The organism is Chitinophaga sp. 9-1-y, assembly GCF_059511905.2.
The window spans coordinates 7,114,235-7,134,126 of record NZ_CM197955.1; the positions used below are offsets into that span (position 1 = coordinate 7,114,235).

General features: G+C 43.6%; 16 protein-coding genes. 4 read left to right on the forward strand and 12 right to left on the reverse strand.

Annotation, left to right across the window (positions count from 1 at the left end):
• Positions 1-31: 31 nt before the first annotated feature.
• The 3 genes from ligD (AC5ZC7_RS28220) to ku are packed head-to-tail and all read right to left on the reverse strand — an operon-like array spanning position 32 to position 3,330.
• Positions 32-967 carry a non-homologous end-joining DNA ligase gene (ligD, locus tag AC5ZC7_RS28220; protein WP_496160756.1) on the reverse strand — a complete coding sequence of 312 codons (936 nt, stop codon included), beginning with the start codon at positions 965-967 and terminating at the stop codon, positions 32-34.
• A gap of 6 nt (positions 968-973) precedes the next feature.
• A complete protein-coding gene (ligD, locus tag AC5ZC7_RS28225; protein WP_496160757.1) occupies positions 974-2,551 on the reverse strand; it encodes a non-homologous end-joining DNA ligase in 1,578 nt (525 codons plus the stop codon).
• Positions 2,548-3,330: a non-homologous end joining protein Ku gene (ku, locus tag AC5ZC7_RS28230; protein ID WP_496160758.1), complete on the reverse strand. Its 783-nt coding sequence runs from the start codon at positions 3,328-3,330 to the stop codon at positions 2,548-2,550. Before ku ends, ligD (AC5ZC7_RS28225) begins: the two co-directional genes overlap by 4 nt.
• Positions 3,331-3,438: 108 nt before the next feature.
• Here ku and AC5ZC7_RS28235 point away from each other — a divergent pair, with 108 nt between their 5' ends.
• Complete coding sequence (locus tag AC5ZC7_RS28235) at positions 3,439-3,786, forward strand: hypothetical protein (protein WP_496160759.1); 348 nt, start codon at positions 3,439-3,441, stop codon at positions 3,784-3,786.
• 193 nt (positions 3,787-3,979) lie between these two features.
• Here AC5ZC7_RS28235 and AC5ZC7_RS28240 read toward each other — a convergent pair whose 3' ends face one another.
• Positions 3,980-4,204: a hypothetical protein gene (locus AC5ZC7_RS28240; RefSeq protein ID WP_496160760.1), complete on the reverse strand. Its 225-nt coding sequence runs from the start codon at positions 4,202-4,204 to the stop codon at positions 3,980-3,982.
• A 312-nt stretch (positions 4,205-4,516) separates the two neighbouring features.
• Here AC5ZC7_RS28240 and AC5ZC7_RS28245 point away from each other — a divergent pair, with 312 nt between their 5' ends.
• Positions 4,517-5,959: an ATP-binding protein gene (locus AC5ZC7_RS28245; RefSeq protein ID WP_496160761.1), complete on the forward strand. Its 1,443-nt coding sequence runs from the start codon at positions 4,517-4,519 to the stop codon at positions 5,957-5,959.
• 61 nt (positions 5,960-6,020) lie between these two features.
• Positions 6,021-7,451 carry an ATP-binding protein gene (locus AC5ZC7_RS28250; protein ID WP_496160762.1) on the forward strand — a complete coding sequence of 477 codons (1,431 nt, stop codon included), beginning with the start codon at positions 6,021-6,023 and terminating at the stop codon, positions 7,449-7,451.
• 69 nt (positions 7,452-7,520) lie between these two features.
• Here the strand turns inward: AC5ZC7_RS28250 and AC5ZC7_RS28255 are convergent, their stop codons facing one another.
• The 3 genes from AC5ZC7_RS28255 to AC5ZC7_RS28265 form a co-directional block, all read right to left on the reverse strand.
• The gene (locus tag AC5ZC7_RS28255) at positions 7,521-8,954 is read right to left on the reverse strand and encodes a sigma 54-interacting transcriptional regulator (protein WP_496160763.1); all 1,434 of its coding nucleotides are present in this window, start codon (positions 8,952-8,954) and stop codon (positions 7,521-7,523) included.
• A gap of 68 nt (positions 8,955-9,022) precedes the next feature.
• The gene (locus tag AC5ZC7_RS28260) at positions 9,023-9,385 is read right to left on the reverse strand and encodes a response regulator (protein WP_496160764.1); all 363 of its coding nucleotides are present in this window, start codon (positions 9,383-9,385) and stop codon (positions 9,023-9,025) included.
• A gap of 7 nt (positions 9,386-9,392) precedes the next feature.
• Complete coding sequence (locus AC5ZC7_RS28265; RefSeq protein WP_496160765.1) at positions 9,393-11,666, reverse strand: glycosyltransferase; 2,274 nt, start codon at positions 11,664-11,666, stop codon at positions 9,393-9,395.
• Positions 11,667-12,101: 435 nt separating this feature from the next.
• On the opposite strand from AC5ZC7_RS28265, the gene AC5ZC7_RS28270 reads away from it, so the two are divergent.
• Positions 12,102-12,380 carry a hypothetical protein gene (locus AC5ZC7_RS28270; RefSeq protein WP_496160766.1) on the forward strand — a complete coding sequence of 93 codons (279 nt, stop codon included), beginning with the start codon at positions 12,102-12,104 and terminating at the stop codon, positions 12,378-12,380.
• A gap of 114 nt (positions 12,381-12,494) precedes the next feature.
• Here AC5ZC7_RS28270 and AC5ZC7_RS28275 read toward each other — a convergent pair whose 3' ends face one another.
• The 5 genes from AC5ZC7_RS28275 to AC5ZC7_RS28295 form a co-directional block, all read right to left on the reverse strand.
• Positions 12,495-13,517, reverse strand: coding sequence for an NAD(P)H-dependent glycerol-3-phosphate dehydrogenase (locus AC5ZC7_RS28275; RefSeq protein ID WP_496160767.1), 1,023 nt, complete (start codon positions 13,515-13,517; stop codon positions 12,495-12,497).
• 159 nt (positions 13,518-13,676) lie between these two features.
• A complete protein-coding gene (locus AC5ZC7_RS28280; protein WP_496160768.1) occupies positions 13,677-15,056 on the reverse strand; it encodes an efflux RND transporter periplasmic adaptor subunit in 1,380 nt (459 codons plus the stop codon).
• Between the two features lie 24 nt (positions 15,057-15,080).
• Positions 15,081-16,427 (reverse strand): TolC family protein, encoded by a 1,347-nt coding sequence (locus AC5ZC7_RS28285; protein WP_496160769.1) that lies wholly within the window; start codon positions 16,425-16,427, stop codon positions 15,081-15,083.
• Between the two features lie 144 nt (positions 16,428-16,571).
• Positions 16,572-17,237: an ATP-binding cassette domain-containing protein gene (locus AC5ZC7_RS28290; protein ID WP_496160770.1), complete on the reverse strand. Its 666-nt coding sequence runs from the start codon at positions 17,235-17,237 to the stop codon at positions 16,572-16,574.
• A 157-nt stretch (positions 17,238-17,394) separates the two neighbouring features.
• A complete protein-coding gene (locus tag AC5ZC7_RS28295) occupies positions 17,395-19,803 on the reverse strand; it encodes an ABC transporter permease (RefSeq protein WP_496160771.1) in 2,409 nt (802 codons plus the stop codon).
• Positions 19,804-19,892: the final 89 nt, after the last annotated feature.

A 19,892-nucleotide genomic window follows, 5' to 3' on the forward strand; every position in this document is an offset into this window, starting at 1 on the left:
TTCCAATGGCTCGTTAGCTGAAATAAAAGGACTATACTTTTATGTGTTGCGTTATTTCACGTACCGCTTTCTGCAGATCATTTTTTACACTTCTGATATCTTCCCATAAATCACCTTGTTCGTTTAGCCGTTCCAGTGAATTAAAGATATCAAAATCGCTGATGCGTAATTTGGGGGTTACTTCTTTCCATAACAACGGCATAGACACTGTGGCACCGGGTTTGGGCCGAACAGAATAAGGAGCCGCCACCGTTTGCCCGCGACTGTTCTGCAAAAAATCAATGTATACCTTTTTATTCCTCGCAGCTTTTGCCCGGATCACGCTGGTTGTATCAGGCAGCTCTTCATTTACCCGCTGCGCAATATAGCCGGCAAATAAACGGCTGTTATCATAGCTGATCTTTGATGTACCTGTTGGAATATAAATATGCAGGCCAGTAGAACCGGAGGTTTTACAGAAAGAAATAATATTGAAATTATCCAGTAGTGCTTTGATATGTAGCGCCGTTTCCACCACATATTTAAAGTCGATATTTTCCGGATCCAGGTCCAGCACAATAAAGTCTGGTATGTCCAGTGTTTTCAACCTCGACAGCCAGGGATTTATTTCAATACAGCCCAGGTTTACCATATAGGCCAGGGTAGCTTCGTTGTTGCATACCAGGTAGTCTACGTTCTTCCCGGTGGAATCGGCCACCAACGGCACACTTTTAATCCAGGCAGGCGTTTGTGTGAGGTCGAGGTCTTTCTGATAAAACGAAGGCCCGGCAATGCCATTGGGAAACCGATGCAAGGACAACGGACGGTCTTTCAGATGAGGTAAAACAAACGTGGCTACAGACAGGTAATAATCAATCAACTGTCCTTTCGTAATCTTTTCCTTCTGCCAATACAGCTTGGACTGGTTACTCAAGGTAACCTTTTTGCTGTTCAGGGTGAGGATGCGTGATGTTTCGGGTGTGGCCATAGTACATTATTTTGCGGTTTCCCGGTATACCTTTTTCGCTGGCTTATCTTCCCGTAATCCGAGGAAGATGGGCTGTCTGAGATGGTCGTCGCTGGTCCATTCCTGGAATTTCACCTGGCATACCAGTTGGGGCTTTACCCAGGTTACCGGCATGTTAGTGGCTATCTTTTCCCCAAATGGGTTTATATCTGTAATCAAAGGTTGTAGTTTGTTATATAGTTCGCCGATGGTGGCCTCATTGAGTCCGCCGCCACAATGCCCGATGTAGCGTAGTTTCTTTTCTTCATATACCCCCAGCACCAGCGCGCCGATTTTCTTCCTGCTGCCACGTGGCGCTGTATAACCACAGATGACTGCTTCCTGCTCGTTGATATTTTTGATTTTAAGCCAGTTCATGCCTCTTCTTCCTTCTTCATAAATACTGTCTGTTTTTTTAGCAATGATACCTTCCCATTGCTTTTCCCTGGCTTTCTCAAAAAAGCGTTGTCCGTTTTTCAATACATGTGTGGAAAAGCGAAGTGTTTTATCTTTCACACCTGCCAACAACACTTTCAACAGGCTTTTCCGATCCAGTAGTTTCATCTGCAGAAGATCATACCTATCCAGGTAGAGCAGGTCAAATATGACGTATACCAATTGTCCTTTACCCGTGGTTTTATATTGCTGTAACGCCTGAAAGTTGGATGTCCCTTTTTTGTCCAGTACTACAATTTCCCCATCCAGCACTACATCATGGTCTATTTTTTTCAGGGCATCCGCTATGGGAGAATAGGTTTCCAGGAAGGATAGCTCGTTCCGGGAATAGAGTGCTACTTTATGGTCTTTTACCGTGGCAATGGCGCGATAGCCGTCCCATTTGGTTTCGAAAAGCCATTCATCTCCATCAAAGGCATCGCCTACGAGTGTTGCCAGCATGGGTTTATAGACTTTTTTGATGGCATCTTTTTTAGTTTTTTTTGGGGGAGACGGAGTTGTTTCGGGGGAGGCTACCGGCTTTTTTTTTGCACCTTTCTTTGCAGCAGCTTTTTCGTTTATCCCTTTTGCTTTTACGCGCGCCGGCGTATAGTCTTCACTGTTATATTCGCTCACGGCGTATTTATCTTTGTGTTTAATGAGCAACCAGGCATTACCTTCAGCGGCCTTCATTTTTACCAGTGCGAATTCACCCTTCAACTTCTTTCCTTTCATTACTATTTTCAGGTCGCCGGATTTCAGTTCTTTGAGTGCTTCTTTATCGAAGCTGCTGCCATTGGGATTCATCAATTCAAAGGTGCCTTTATCCCAGATGTAAACGGTACCCGCGCCGTAGTTTCCCGCAGGAATAGTGCCTTCAAAATCTTTATAATTATAGGGATGATCTTCTACCTGCATGGCCAGCCGTTTGTCGGCCGGGTTCATGGAAGGACCTTTAGGCACTGCCCAGCTTTTAAGTACACCGGCTATTTCCAGCCGGAAGTCGTAGTGTAACCGGGTAGCGTGATGCCGCTGAATAACGAAAATGTGTTTCCCCGCCACCGGCTTGCCTGCCGTGGGTTCGGTAGTTTGGGTAAAGTTTCTTTTTTGTTTGTACTGCGACAGGCTCATGACGCACGTTTTTTAGTGGTGGGCTTACCAAGACTGGCTTTCAGCTGATCAAACAATTCGTCGCTCTTGGTATGTACCACGCGCATTTTTTTCACGACAGTTTTCTTTCCACTGGCTTTCGCTTTGATGATTTTAAGCAGCTCTGCTTTATATTCATCTTTATATTGTGTAATATCAAATTCGGTAGTATACTGTTTTACCAACTCCATGGCCATATCCAGCTCTCTCTTGGCAAATTTTATATCGTCCGGCAGTGTCAGGTCTGCGGATGACCTCACTTCCTCTTCAAAACGGAGCTGTTGTAATAACAGGTAATTTTCCCGGGGGCGTATTACAGACAGGTGTTCCTGGGATCGCAGTACAAAGCGGCTGAGTCCCGCTTTTCCGGTTTTCTGCAGCGTTTGCAGCAACAGCGAATAGGCCTTTTCTCCCCCTTTTGCGGGTTCTACAAAGTAGGCAGATTCAAAGTAAATGTCATCTATATCGGTCTCTTCCACAAAGGATTCTATTTCAATGATCTTACTTTTTTTCGGGCTGGCGGCTTCAAAATCCTCGTCTTCCAGTACCACGTATTCATCCTTATACAGGTATCCTTTCACGATTTGCTCCCAGGGCACTTCTTTGCCGGAGTTTTCATTGACCCTTTTAAATTTTATATGCGCCAGATCTTTGCTATCAAGCATATCCAGGTCCAGACGGCTGTCCTGGGTGGCGCTGAATAATTTCACTGGAATATTTACGAGTCCAAATCCAATAGACCCTGACCATATTGCACGCATGATGAAATGGGTTTTGGTTTAGTAAAATGTTAACATAAATAGTACCACTATGATAAAACATCGCGGCATAACTTTTGGTTTTTCGTATTTAGACTAAAACCATTTTTTATGGAAAAGCCAGGTGAAATGACCACACTGACAAGAGTACTTGAAAGACTGCATGAGAGAGACTTTGATCATGAATTAAGTATGAGTGATCATGGCAGAATGCAGAATAAAGATGCGCAGAAAATTTATAATCCGGAAGACCTGACTATCATTAAAACCTATCGTTTTGAGGGTGAGTCGGATCCTTCAGATTCCTCTGTGCTGTATGTGCTGGAAGACCAGGATGGGCAAAAAAGCTATGTACTGGACACTTATGGTGCGTATAGCTCGCATGAGGGCTCTGGATTTGATGAATTTATCCAGAAAATCAAGGTAGAAGACAGAGAAGAACAGTTATTATTCCAATAGCAACGCAATTGTCAGGCGTTTTGTAAGCGCAGCCCGCCCCGCGTATTGTGGGGCGGGCTGCTGCGTTTAGTATACAACTGTTCCCCAATTTGCCCGCCACAGTGTTCCGGAGATTAAAAAAAGGTCCCCTGCGTTTCGCAGGGAACCCTTGCAGTTTTTCCATTTAACAATTATAGATACTTACCTTCTCTCATCAGCGATGATCAGGTGATTTTCTTTTGAATGCCTCTTCTCTTTCTTCTCCCGCCTGTGGATCGGCGGGTGTCCTGGGCGTCTCCCTTTCTGGCAATTCTTCCGGAATAGGTTCGTTTTCTGGTTTAACCGGAGGTGGTTGCACCGGAGGAGGATTCTCTTTTCCAGGTTGTTGTTTATCGGGAGTGGCAGGAATGGGTTCTTTATTTTTATCCGGGTTATTCATGATTCGTTTTTTTATGGGTGAAAACTATGGTTAGCGATCCAAAGTTCATTCCAGACATGGTGAACGGCGCACTTCTATGTGTACCACATCTCTCTAAAACCAATACAGACAATGGTTACATATAATGCGTACCTCTGCCGCAATGATAACTAATTGTTCATGCCGCAGGGGTCGCAATCCACGTAGAATTAATTAGCATTCTGTGGAATATGTTGCTCAGCGCGAGACAGCCGGGGGAACAACAATTTTTAATCGCATATCTCACACATAAATAGTAAATTGAAATGCTTACTTACCATCCCGTACAATCAGATGCACTTTTCAATACACAAGAAAATACGACTCGGATTTTTCATAGCCTTTACGGTGATTGTGGCCGCTTCGGTGTTTTCTTATCTCGTCGCTAAAAATTTGTTAGACAATGCCGGCAGGCTTAATCATGCCATAGAGGTATCTAAGCGGCTGGAGGTGATTACCCGGCAGCTGAAGGAAGCTGAAGCCGCCATCAGGGGATATTCGCTCACCCAGGACAGCTCTTTCCTCGATCCCAGTATGCAGGAAAGAAGCAACCGTATTGAAGAAGAATATCTGTTGCTACGAAAAATCACCGCTGATAACCCCGTACAACAAAAACACCTGGATACCTTACGACAGCTACTTGCTATCAAGTATCAACAACTGAAAGTAGGAAGTGAAAACTCCACACAGCTAAAGCAACAATCGTCCGTAAAAGAAGGGGAAAAATCGATGGACCTTATCGACAATAAAGTCCGTGATATGATTCGCATTGAAGAAAACCTGGTACAGGAAAAATCAGAGTTATTTCATTTCTTTGCCGTGATGTGGGTACCAATGATCTTAATATCCTCGCTGGTAGCTATTTTGATCGGTATCTATTCTTATATCACGCTCACCAGGGAATTTAAACTACAGCTACATATTGAAAGCAGGATGAAGTCGTACCAACGGGACCTTCAACAAAACATCTCCCTGCTAAATAAAACCAACCAGGAGTTGGAGCAGTTTGCTTATGTAGCTTCCCATGATTTGCAAGAGCCTTTGCGGAAAATTTCTACGTTCAGTGACCGCCTGCAGATGAAATATAAAGAGCAGTTGCCACCGGATGCTTCGCAACTGATAGATCGCATGGTGTCTGCAGTGTCCCGTATGCGGGTACTTATTAACGATTTGCTGATTTTCTCCCGGGCAGGCCGTATTACGCCGGAAATTATTACGCCGGTAGATATGAATAAATTGTTACAGGAGGTGCTCAGCGATCTTGAAGTAACACTGGAAGAAAAGAACGTGCAGATTAAGTATGATCAATTGCCAGTAATTGAAGGCAGTGACACCTCTTTCCATCAACTCTTTCAAAACCTATTGGCTAACTCCATTAAATTTGCCAGCCCTGGGCGGCCACTGCAAATAGACATTCACCATCAAATCCTATCTGGAATTGAACTGGGGATATTGAAGGAAAGTCGCGCCAAAGAAATTTTTTGTCGCATTAGTGTAGATGATAATGGAATTGGATTTGAGCAGGCTTATGCGGAACGCATCTTCCTTATTTTCCAACGACTTCATGGCATCAGTGAATATACAGGTACCGGTATTGGGTTGGCCATCTGCAAAAAAATTGTGGATAGCCATAATGGCTATATACAGGCTTATGGAGAGCCAGGAAAAGGGGCATCCTTCGTAGTTGTATTGCCGCTTAAACAATCGCTTAAAAAAGAGGACCATGAGGCTGGTTAAGCCTAGCACCGTTATTGCTGTAAGATGAGCCTTACCTTTTATCGCCAAACCAATATAAGCAATGAGCGAGCGCGCCATACACATTTTGATGATAGATGATGACGAAGATGATTTTTTCCTGGTAACATCATTACTGGAAGATATATCGCCCGGGCAATATGTACTGGAATGGGCGGCTACTTACCAGAAAGGCATTGCTGCCATTGAAAACAATACACATGATGTATTCCTGGTAGACTATCGCCTGGGGCCTAATACGGGTATAGATATTCTGCATCGTATACAGCTAATGACGAATCAACCGCCCGTGATTATGCTCACTGGTAAAGGCGATTATAACATTGACCGGGAAGCCATGCTGGCAGGGGCATACGATTACCTGGTAAAAGGAGAAATGACCGCTGATCTGTTAGAAAGATCCATCCGGTATGCTGTAGATGAATATAACCATCGCCGGTCTATTGAAGAAAGTGAAAAAAAATATTACGGCATCTTCGAAAAAGCGCATGATCTCATTATACTGGCCGATAAAGACCATCACATTGTAGATGCCAATCCCATGGCCCTCCGCACACTGAACTATACCCGCGAACAAATACTGCAATTGCACCTCCGGGATCTATTCATTTCGAAAGAGCAGGCCGATAAATTCATGGATAGTACCCTGGCAGGAAGCCAGGAGTATGAATTTAAAACCGCCCGGAATAAAAAACTGGTGGTACTTATCAATACCGTAACACTGGATGAAGCCGCCCAGATATATTTGTATGTAATACAGGACATTACTGATAAAAAAAGAGAAGAACAGGAGAAGCAACACCAGGAAAAGTTTGTGATCACTGGTCGTATTGCCAGGGTCATTGCCCATGAAGTAAGAAATCCATTGACCAATATTCTATTGGCGGTAAGCCAGTTTAAAGATACGGACGAAATAGTCATCAGTGAGGACGCTGTTCTGTATACGGACATCGTTGAGCGCAACTGTACCCGTATCAACCAGCTGATTACCGAGTTACTACACAGCACCCGCATGATAGAGTTGCATGTAGATAATTACGGTATCAACGAATTAATTGAAAAAGCGTTGTTACTGGCTCAAGACCGGATACAACTCAATGAGATACAGGTAGTCAGAACCCTGGTGTCTCCAGATATATCCGTAAGTGCTGATGAAGAAAAAGTAGTCATTGCTTTTCTCAATATCATTATCAATGCTATTGAAGCAATGGTACCGGGCAAAGGAATACTAACAATAACTACTACACGCAGTAATGATAAAGCAAAACTAATGATTGGTGATAATGGAATGGGGATCCCGGAAGATAAGCTGTCCAGGCTGTTTGACCCTTTTTATACCAGCAAGGCAAAAGGTACCGGACTTGGGCTAACCAGTACACAAAACATTCTCTTAAATCATAAAGGCAGTATACATGTTGATAGTGATCCGGGGCACGGAACTGTATTTACTATCGCTCTTCCGGCGGTGAGTTAGCTTTTATAAAAATGCAGCGAAGACCACCTGATATGATCTTCGCTGCATTTTTTATAAAAGGTGACTGGTTTAGTAGTTAATATTCAGTAGTCGTAGTTTATTATACAACGTTTTACGGTCGATATTCAATACTTGTGCTGCTTTTGTTTTATTGTATTTCACTTCTTTCAGCACATTAATAATTTTATTATACTCTGCCTGCAATGCTACTGTTTTCAAGTCGTTATCATTAGACAACATAGCCAGTTCACCGGATACAAATACTTCTTCCGGTGCCTGTGCAAATGATTCTTTCATTTCCAGGGGCAGGGCAATCATGGTAATATCTTCCATTTCCGGGGTGAGTAAGCATGCTCTCCGGATTACATTTTTCAGTTCACGGATATTACCGGGCCAGTTGTACTGTTTGAAACAATCCCATACCTCTGCAGAGATTTTCCCACAGGATTTATCCAGTTCGCGTTCTACCTGGTTTACAAAGGCAGTAGTAAACAAAGGTAAATCATCACGGCGTTCTCTCAGCGGTGGAATATAAATGGTAAATTCATTCAGGCGATGAAAGAGATCTTCCCTGAATCTGCCGCGTTGTACGGACTCTGATAGTTTTTCGTTGGAAGCAACAATGATGCGTACATCAATTGGCACTTCTTTTAAGCTACCTACTTTACGGATTACTTTTTCCTGCAGTACCCTTAATAAGGCTACTTGTATATCGTAAGATAAATTTGAAATTTCGTCCAGGAACAGTGTACCGCCCTGTGCCTGTTCAAAAGCGCCAATTTTAGTGTTAATAGCACCGGTGAAAGATCCTTTCTCGTGGCCGAATAATTCGCTGGCAGCCAGTTCTTTTGACAGGCTACCACAATCCAGTGCCACAAAAGGCTGCTGATTTCTTTTACTGTGATGATGTATTAAATGAGCTACGGATTCTTTACCAGTACCGGTTTCACCGAAAATGATCACACTGTAATCAGTGGGTGCCACCAGTTTAATTTGCCGGATCAATTCTTTGGCGCCTTCACTTTCGCCGTATACATATTTGTCGTTTTTATCGTTCTGACTGCGCGACAATAAGGTTTCCCTTACTTCCGGTTCACTACCCGATTCTATTGGCCTTACGGCTTTTCTTTCCTGTTCGGATTCCTTATGGGAAAAAGCCTTATGTACGAGGTTGAGTATTTCATCCGGATACAGTGGTTTGGAGAGATAGTCATATGCACCATTTTTCACCATTTCCACGGCCACCCGCACGTCTGTATAACCCGTGATAATAATCACGATAGTAGCGGGATTGATCTGATGAATATCCCTTAGCAACTGCGCGCCATCTGTATCTTTCAGCCGGTAATCACAAAGTACCAGGTCATAGGTTTTCTCTTTCATCATTTTCAACGCGGCATTACCTGTCATGGTAGTATCCACCTCAAATCCATGTTTCCCGAGAAATTTACTCAGGAGCGTACAGATATTAATTTCATCGTCTATGATCAGAATATTTTTCATACTTCTTTAATATGTGGTAATTGGCAACAACAATGCTAGTTAAAATTACTAATTATAAATAAGAGACGCTAGCTTTTAATCGTGCCCATAAGTTCATCAACATGTTTCACACTAAAAGGTTTAGCGAGGAAAAATGCGGCTCCTGCTTTCAATGCGGTTTGTTTTTCCATCGCATTGTCATATGCACTGATCGTGACGACGGGTAAAGTTGGACATCGTTCTTTGATCATCGGTAAGGCATCCAATCCAGAGCCATCTGGCAGGTGAATGTCCAGAAAAAGCAGGTCTGGCTGATGTTTGAAGATAGCTTGCATACCTTCTCCCAGTTCATGTACATACTTTACAGTGTATCCATGACGAACGAGCGTTAGTTGCAGTAGTCTGCAAATATCTGGTTCATCATCGATGATAAGAATGTTGGGATACTTCATTTTGCTATCAGTTGAAGCCGAGCCGGATTGGCTCCAGGCTATTTTGTTTCGTTGCAACATACTTGTGTTTGTTCCATTGTTCCATTAATAATCTGGCTATCAGGTAACACACGGTAGATTCGGCGCCCTGGTTCTGGTTAATATTATTTTTTTCCAGACCATCATAACAGCCGTAAGTCAACGGGTTATATACCAGCTGTTTCAGGTGATTATTACCGAGGTACCAGCTAAATGCCAAACGCATTTTTTCCAGGTATGATTTATTTTTTGTGATATTATAAAACATATTCATTGCCAGCATAGTATAGGCCACTTCTATGGATTGCTCGCCTCCATCCTCCAAAGGCTGGGTAGCATCCCGGTGATACCAGGTTTTATTGCTAATCACCTTCATATGGCTGTCTGTAAACGTTTTACTACAGAGAAATAACAGGCTATCTTCTGCTACTTTCCGGTATGCCTCTTCACCGGTTACCTGGTAGGCTATCATCATAGCTTCTGGTAATACAGCATTACCGTAGGTGAGATAGGGTTCGTACCAATGCCAGTTTTCATCTGCCTCGTCTTTGTAGTTGTTATACAATTTTGCCGCCAAAATTTGTAAAATCTCTGCTGCTCTTTCTCCCTGCTTATATTGGAGGAAGTAATACAGTCCTTTTATGGTAAAGGCGATAGCCCTTGGTGAAGACAACGATTCCATCCAGTTAAAGCTTTGTCTGAACAGCGACAAAGCATCCTGTACAACATCAAAAGGCAGGTTCCTGTGGGAGTACAACGCGTAGCCCAGTGCCCATATAGTGCGTCCATTGGCATCTTCCAGGTTCACGTCCTCGTTCATGGTGGAAAACTCTCCATCGATATCCACGTAGTTAAGGAATTTGCCGGAAGGTTGCTGACAATAACCAATGAAACTGATGTATTTACGACATAATGTATGGACGAAGCTAGTGGCTTTCAGCTCATTGCTGTACATGCACATGGCAATCAGGGCGCGGGCGTTATCGTCCAGTGTGTAGCCGAATTCAGGATCAGGTATATCATGTTTGGAAAATTGCAGCATGCCAAATTCGTCGGTCATACGGTCGATATGATCGAGGTATGGAGGCGGCAAATTGGGCAGTATCTTATCGGCGGCCAGGACTTCGCTAATCACGCCCATATGGGCAATGGCCACATTTTCCCAGATAAAGCTGCGTGTTTTCTCAATGGCGGCACTACTCATTTGCCGGCGCAAGGCTGGATCTCCGAGTAACTTCAGGGCGCTGGCGGCCAGCTGCGCTGCATTATTAAAGTCGATGAGGCAGCCGGCGCCATCTTCCAGCATTTCGCGGGCCTGTACAAAGGAGGTAGAGATCACCGCGCAACCTGCACTCATCGCGTACACGAAAGTTCCGCTTACTGCCTGATGCGGATCTTTAGAGGTAAAGAGATAGATATCTGTTAATGATAAATAATCGAGTAAGGTATTGAGGGAAAGATAGCTATTTACAAACCTGACATGTTGTTGCAGTCCCAGGGTAGCCACCAGTGTTTCCAGCGAGTTCCTGTATTGTTCCCCTTCCCTGGAATACACTACCGGGTGGGTTTTCCCCAACACCAGGTACACTACGTCCGGGTATTGCTTAACAATATCCTTCATGGCCCTGATAGCGGTTTCTATGCCTTTATTTTCACTGAGCAGGCCAAAAGTGCTGAGCACCTTTTTTCCTTCCAGGTTGTATTGTTTTTTCAATGCAGGCAAATCCCCGGCAATGTGGGCATGTGTACCATGAGGAATGTGTACAATTTTATCAGCTGGTACATTGTAAACATGCTCCAGTATTTCTGCGGAAGAGCGGGTCATTACCAATACTTTTGCCGCCAGCGCACTAATCAGGCTTACTACTTTGGTGCATTTCAGATCCGGGTAAGGTAATACCGTGTGAAAGCGTACTACAAATGGTTTATCGAGCAGCGACAGCATGGCCAGCAAGTTATAGCCGTATTCGCCGCCGTACAGGCCAAACTCGTGTTCAAAACACACCAGGTCTATTTTACTGTTCTCATTTATCTGCTGGGCAAATTCAATGCAGTTATCAATATCGAATGGATTAACGGAATAGGTAACCGGAGGTTCCTGAGGGTTCGCTGGTTTTCCTCTTTCTTCCAATGCCGCTATTTCAATATTCAGATTGCCGGCAAAATTTTTATTCATCGCGTTTACCAGGTCCTGAGCGAAGGTGGCGATACCACATTCGCGTGGGGGGTAAGAAGTAACAAAAAGCAGGGTGCTGATCTTCATGGCAAAATTTTTATGCAATTCTGTTAAAAACAGGTAACCTGTTCCTCTTATTATTCTTTCCGGGAATGGATCTTGGATGTTTCAAATATCAATCCAATACGGGTGCTGCCGGATTGTAGCGGATTGGGCCGGCAAAAACTGTGGAATATTTTCCACACCTATTTTCCCCTATCCACAAACACCGGAACAGATTTTTATTTTCCCTATTTACATTCTATTAACGGTCCATGTAAACATAAAAATTTATACTTGTATCGTATTTCGCTGGTATTTGTAGCAAATAGAGGTACAAACGACAGTATTTATTCAAAAAAACGCTACAATATTGCCCACTTGTCCATTTCAGCTTATTTTAGCTGCATCAAGGGCACCAAGCTTACCATGTGAAACACAACTAACCATTCCGTTTTCTCATTTAAACCCAAAATCGTTGTTATGCGTAACATTGCATGTACTTTCAATGTGGATGGAATACCTACCAAAATCAACCTGCGGAAGCTACCGCGTCAGAGAAGATTTCAGGCCATTATTGACCGAAACATCACAGAGTATATCATCTCCGATGAAACCAATGAGATTGAGTACTACGAAGGACCCGTTTTAAGCGATTATCTTTTTACCCGCATTGCTACACTGATAAAACAATATTTTCCGAATGTGCGGGCTATTATGAAGATTGGGGAGGATAACTATGAGGATTATGATGATTTTTAAAATCTACATTCCTGCAAAATCTTTTAAATAGTAATATGGAATCAATGGAGAAGACATTGGCGTGGCCATCCGGCGATTCCATTTACTATTTAAAAGATTTCGCGCGAATTCACTTTATATGAAACCTTTTTCCAGCGCGAGGAAAGCCTCTGAAGGATGTACCTGTTGCCATAAAATAGCATATACTGCCTGTGCTACCGGCATATAAGCGCCAATATTCCTGTTCATTTCATGCATGCACTTGCTGGCATAATAACCCTCCGCAATCATATTCAGTTCCAGTTGTGCTGCCTTTACACTATAGCCCTTTCCGATCATGTTACCGAAAGTACGGTTACGGCTATGTAAAGAGTAACAGGTAACCAGCAAATCGCCCAGGTAAGCACTGGCACTGTAATTATGTACCATAGGCGCTGTTCCTGCCACTGCTGCTTTCTGCTCTTCATATTTCTCCAGGAACGTCTGCATTTCCCGGAAACAATTGGTGATAAATACGCTGATGAAATTGTCGCCGTATTCCTGACCATGGGCAATACCGGCGCCCATGGCATAAATATTTTTCAGTACTGCCGCCAGCTGTACGCCGATTACGTCTGTATTGACAATAGTTTGCAGGTAACTGCCGGTAAACTTATCGGCAATAGCCTGCGTGGTGGCCACATGTGTACCGGAAAAAGTGAGATAAGACAGCTTTTCATTGGCCACTTCCTCCGCATGGCAGGGACCTGTAATGGTAAAATACTGACTGGCCGACAAATTAAACTGTGTATGCAGGTATTCTCCGATCAGGGTATTATTGCTGGGAACCAGCCCTTTAATTGCAGAAATAATCTTCTTATTATTTAGTGCATCTGCAGGCAGCTGGTGTAATACATCTTCCAGAAAGGCAGAAGGCACTGCCAGCACTATTTCATCACAAGCAGCTACCACGGTGCTTACATCACTGCTTAATGATAACAAACTGGTATCAAAATATACAGAGGTGAGATAATGCTTATTATGATGACGCTGCTGCATATGACGAATGGTGTCCTCGTTTCTGATCCACCAGTGTATATGATGACCGTTGTCTGTCAGGATTTTCGCCAGGGCAGTAGCCCAGCTACCACTCCCAATTATACCAATGCTCGTGCTCACAGTGCAATTTTTTTACGCAAGGTAACTAAAAAAGCAGTTAGCCATTAGCTTTTAGCTTTTAGCAAAAATGCAGCGGAGATATAAGCGTAGTTATCATTTAACTATACCGCTATCTCCGCTGCATTTTTGCTAAAAGCTAAAAGCTAATGCCTAACTGCTTTATTTCGCTTGTCCTTCGAACAGATCTGCTTTAGGGACTACTTTTACTTTTTTACCATTATCCAGTAAACGGGATATCGCGGTGTATGGTGCGCTGATCACCTGGTCACCGGGGTTAATACCGGAAGTAACCTGGATCCAGGCATCATCTTGTACACCTGTTTTCACAGATACCATTTTAACCGTACCATCTTTTTGTAAAACAAATACTACTTCATTCATATCAGGCTTTGTACTGGCAGAGGAGCTGGGGGTAGTATCGTCCTGTACTGGTTTCTTCTTATCTCCGTGTTTGGTAGAATCAGCATCGCGGGTTGTCACGGAGTTAATAGGAATGGCCAGGATATCATTCACGTGACGTGTTTGAATGTCTACACTGGCGCTCATACCCGGACGGAATGGAAAGGTTTTTTTACCTCCCTTGTCGAGCAGGTCCTGGTAGCTGGATGGCAGAATGCGGATATGTACAATATAGCTGGTTACTTGTTCGGCAGAGGAAGCTGTAACAGCTGTGGCTGTGGCAGCGCCTTTGCTGGAGCTGGCAATCTGTGTTACGGTACCTTTAAACTGCCGGTTATTATAGGCGTCTACTTCGATGATAGCCGTGTCGCCATATTTAACTTTCGGAATGTCGTTTTCTCCTACATCTACCTGTACTTCCATGGTATTCATGTCGGCAATGCGGAGCATTTCAGTACCGGTCATTTGTGCGGTACCTACCACGCGCTCCCCTTTCTTTACAGACAGCAGGGAAATAATCCCCCCCATCGGTGCGGAGATAGTAGTACGACCGAGATTTTTATTGGCTTCGTTCAGGTTGGCTTGTGCGCTTTGAACGGCAAATTTGTTCCCGTTAATTTGTTGTACAGCGGCGTTGTAATCTGCCAGTGAGGCGAGATAGGTAGCTTCTGCTGTTTCGAATTCTGATTTGGAGATCACTTTCTGGCCGAGGAGTTCCTTGTTCCTGTTATAGGCTGCCTTGTTTTGTTCCAGGCGGGCTTTGAAGGAGTTGAGTGCAGCGGCGGAATTGGCAAGCTGGGCCTGGCTCTGGCTTACAGAGGCCGCGGCTTTGTCTACCATGGATCCATAGATATCAGCGTATATCCGTGCCAGTATTTGTCCTTTTTTCACGGAGTCGCCTTCCAGCACGAGCAGGTCGGTGATTTCCCCGGATACATCGGAACTTACTTTTACTTCTATTTCGGGATAAATTTTCCCGCTGGCGGTTACCACTTCAATGATGTTTCTGTTGGCAGCCTTATCTATAGCAACTTTAATCCCTTCTTCCTTACCAATAACCCCGGACGCTTTCAGTACGAGGAGTAAAATAACGAGTGAACAAAGTATGCCTATGAGCCAATAAAGTGTCTTTTTCTTCATAAAGCAATTAGTTTCCCGGCGTCGCTACAGCGATATTTTCTGATCTCTGTAGAATTCCAGCAATTTCATTTTAAATATGTAATCGTATTGCGCTGATACCTTGTCTACCTGCGCCTTGAATAACTTACTTTGGGTTGTGATGTAATCAATGGTATTCATTAACCCGAGATTGAAACGTTTGGTGGCAAAATCATACGCCTTTTGAGCCGCCATTACCCCGGTTGATGATGAATTATATTTCTGCAATGCCGCCACTGCGTTGGCATGTGCGGTATAGATATCCTGTTTCAGTTTCTGGTTATCGATATCCCGAACCAGCTCCTGGCTATATACATTTATCTTTGCCTTAGCTACAGCAGTACGTTGTTGCCAGCCATTGAAAATTGGTACATTCAGGGTCAACCCTATAGACTTCTTATAGGTATTATTGATCTGATCATGGAATGATAATAGTTTACCATTTTCAATATAGTTATTAGCATAGTAAGTATTGATGTTTCCGCCAATACTTAGGTTGGGATATAGTTGTGCTTTCGCTGCCTGGTAGGCTTTGGTGGCGCTTTTTATTTTTAACTCATCCGACTTCACCAATGGATAATTCGTTAAAGCGGCGCTGTATACCATTTCTGGCGCCATTTCCTGTAAAGGAGCCAGGGGCAGAGTTCCGATATTTTCCGGCACTTCCGGTTTAAATGGAATTTCAAATCCGAGATTGAGATATGCTTTCAACTGAAGTATGGAAAGGATCACATTATTCTGGGCTGTTACCAGATTGGTACTGTCTTGTGCCAGTTGTGCCTCCAGGTCGGCCTGGTTACTTTCCGGTACAGAGCCTGCAATTACCAGTTTTTTGGTATTATCCAGGTTAGAGTTGGTGAGCCTTACATTTTCCTCATTTACATTTACCGTCTGGATATTGAGTAAAGTCTGCAGAAAAGCAGTGGCTACATTAAAAGCGAGGTCATTTCTTGCCTTTTCTAACAGGAAGCTGTTGGACTGTGCATCGAGCTTATTAGCAGCGATGGTCCTTTGCTGGTAAAACCAGCTAAACAGGTTTGCCTGCATATTGATCGCACCACTAGCATTAAATATGCTTTGATTTACATACTGGTTATCACCTAATGAAGGAGCCCTACCATCAGAATACCCTGCACTAGCGTTTCCGCTGAAGCCTGGAATCATTTGCAGCCGGCTTTGCTGTAATACGAGATCGGCGAGGCGTTTCTGCACCACTTGCTGCTTAACAGTCAGGTTATTTTGCAAAGCATAGTCCACACAACGTTGCAAACTCCACGTATCCTGTGCTACAGCGGATGATATGTTAGCAAACAATAAAATCAGGAGTATTCCTGCTAATTGGGATATTCTCATAACATACCAAAAATATAGTAATTGTGATGATTGTTTTTCACCTTTCTTGATAAAAGGCAAAAATTTAACAGGTATGGCAGTATACCTCATTAATTGAGTGTACAACATAATCTTTTTTTTACAAATTCTAAAAGTGAGCTGCCCTTATGGTTGTATTTGACCGTCACGGATCTGGATAACGCGATTGCCATAGGTGGCATTCACATCTGAGTGGGTTACCTGGATAATGGTGATCTTATCCTGCTCGTTGAGGTGTTTGAACAGCTGCATGATAACTTTCGCCTGATCAGAGTGCAGATTACCAGTAGGCTCATCTGCGAGGATAACGCGTGGTTCCGCCACTATAGCACGGGCAATACCCACCAGCTGCTGCTGCCCACCCGATAACTGGTTGGGAAAGAGGTCTTTTTTGGCCACCATATTAAAACGGTCCAATACATCTGCCACCCGGCTTTTTCTTTCTGAAGCAGGTATATTCTTATACAGTAAAGGGGTTTCAATATTTTCGTACACCGTTAATTCGTCAATCAGGTGATAAGCCTGGAACACAAATCCAATAGAGCCCCGGTGTAACTGGGTACGTTTTTTTTCATTCATTTTATCTACCCGTTCTCCTTCAAACAGGTATTGCCCTTCAGAAGGTTCTTCCAGCAGCCCCATAATGTGCAGTAAGGTAGATTTCCCGGAACCGGAAGGCCCCATGATGGATACAAATTCTCCTTCATTAATAGTGAGGTCAATATCTTTCAGAATATAATTTTTTCCGAATCCAACCGGGAAATGCCTTGAAATTTTCTGCAATTGTATCATGATCAGTTAATTTGTTTTTTTGATAATTATGGTATTACTGCATAACGGCATAGCAATATAATTAAAACTAATGGCCTCCGTTGATCCAGTTGTTAATGCCATGTCCCCGTTACGAGGTCGCTTATTGTCGTTTTTTAATAATTACGCCACCTATATTTTAGTCTCTTTTTAAACTTTTTACCGGGTTTACCAATGCCGCTTTCACGGATTGTAAACTTACTGTTGCAAAAGCAATAACTACTGCCAGCAGCCCTGTTACTACAAATATCCACCAATGTATTTCCACATGAAACACGAAATTCTGCAGCCATCGATGCATAAAATACCAGGCCGCCGGTGTAGCTACTACAATGGCCACCAGTACCAGGCGCAGAAAGTCTTTCGATAACAATATCACCAATCCGCCAATAGAGGCGCCCAATACTTTACGAATTCCCACTTCTTTCTCCCGGTGCGCGGTTACTAATACAGCAATAGCAAATAATCCCATTGCGGAAATAATGACAGCGAGGATAGCCCCTGTCAAAAATATTTTTGAGAAACGTCGTTCCTGCACATAGAGGCGTTGTGTGTTTTCATCCAGGAAAGAGGCATCATGTTCCGCCAGCGGGTTCAATCCTTTCCACACTGCGGTAATACGCTGGAGCGTAGCAATGGGATTCCTGGTCTCTACTTTTACGAATATATAATATAAGGCAGATGGCTCATTCATTAACATCACCAATGGATCAATTTTCCTGCGGAGCGACTCATAATGATAATCTTTCACCACACCAATAACGTGTACCGGTCCATCATCACCCATTTTAAATGTTGTTCCGACAGGATCGGCCACCGCCAGCTGTTTGGCCATGCTTTCATTGATCACCACCGCGGAACTATCTGTACCATATTCCCGGGAGAAATCGCGGCCTGCTACCAGCTTCAGATCCAGGGTAGACGCATAGTCATAATCCACCACCAGGCACTGCGTAGTAATATGTCCGTCCTTGTAGCTAAATCCGCGGGTCCAGTTACCGGATGAACCATCTTTCCCCAGTCCCAGGTTGAGCATACTACCTGTTACATGCTTTACTTCCGGGAAGTTGGACAGCCGGTTGCGCATGGCGGCGATGGCCGATGGTGGTGCATTATCCAATGGTATGCTGATCACCTGCGTGGCATTATAGCCAAGCGGCGCGGTTTGTATGAAACGAAGTTGCTGCCAGATGATAAAGGTGCAGCTGATCAACACAACGGCTACAATAAATTGTACGATGATCAGGCTGTTGCGTACACCACTGCTTTTACTCAATTTCAGTTTTCCTTTCAACACCTGTACAATATTTAACCGGGCTACCTTCCATGCCGGATAACCACCCGCCAACAGCGTGATCACAAAAAATACAGACACTCCCACCACTACTACTTTTACATTACGCAGTATGCTCAGCGCCACATTATGCCCAAAGGTCTGGTTATAATACGGCAAGAGCAATACCAGGAGGAAAGCGGCGAGGAAAAGCGCAAAGCAGCATAAGAGAAATGCTTCGGCCCAAAACTGTATTAACAACTGCCTGTCCTGCGCGCCCAGCGATTTTCTCAATCCTATTTCACCACTACGACCAAAAGACCTGGCAATAGACAGATTGATAAAATTAATGCAGGCAATACTGGTGATCAGCGTCGCCAAAATGAGCATCAACCAGGGATAAAATTTATTTAGACCACTGTTATACTGACTTTCCGGGTCAAGGTGGAAATCTTTCAATGGCAATGCTTTCAGCCAGAACAAAGCATTTCCTTTGTCAGCCGGTCCTGATGCTTTTTCCAGGTCTTCGATTTTCCCTTTATAGTATTTCTTTAATAACGGAACAATATTCTTTTCGAAAGAAGCTGGATTAACGCCTGGTTCCAATTGTACAAATAAGGGGAAATTAGATGCATTCCATTCATTCTTCGTGCCTGCATATTCCGGTACATTTTCTAACCGCATCAACAGCTCAAAACTGATGGTGGAGTTATCCGGAATATCAGCAGCAACGCCACTTACTATAAAAGGCTGCCATTTGCCTCCCAGGTTCACTTCTATGGTTTTACCCACCGGTTCTTCGTCTTTGAACAAACTGGTAGCTGCTTTATTGGTGAGCACCACCTGGTTCAGTTGTTGCAACACTAGTTGCTTATTTCCCTTCTGCAGTGGGAACGTGAACATTTGCAGGTAATCTTTATCTACCATCTGGCTGCCCAGGTAGAAATGGTTGGCGCCATATCTTACCGGTAAATGATCATCGGCAATGAAAGAGCTGTACTTTACACCGGGTATTTCTTTTCTTATCGCATCCGCCAGTGGCAACGCCATGCTGGAACCTGTTTTAATACTGGCTCCAATATTCTCTTTACCCAGTAACTGGTAAATATCCTTCCCATTTTCATGAAAATTATCGTACGTCCATTCCCGGTAGGCAGTAAGCGATAGCAGTAACGCTGCGCACAACGCCGTACTCATGCCTACAATATTCACTACTGCAAACACTTTCTGCTTCCGCAAATTTCTCCAGGCAATTTTTAAATAACTTTTAAACATAGCGATATATAGTTAAAGTGAAAAAAAGAAGCAGGGCGTGTAGACACACACTCTGATTTGCTGTTCACTTGTTATTCATTTTTTAGTAT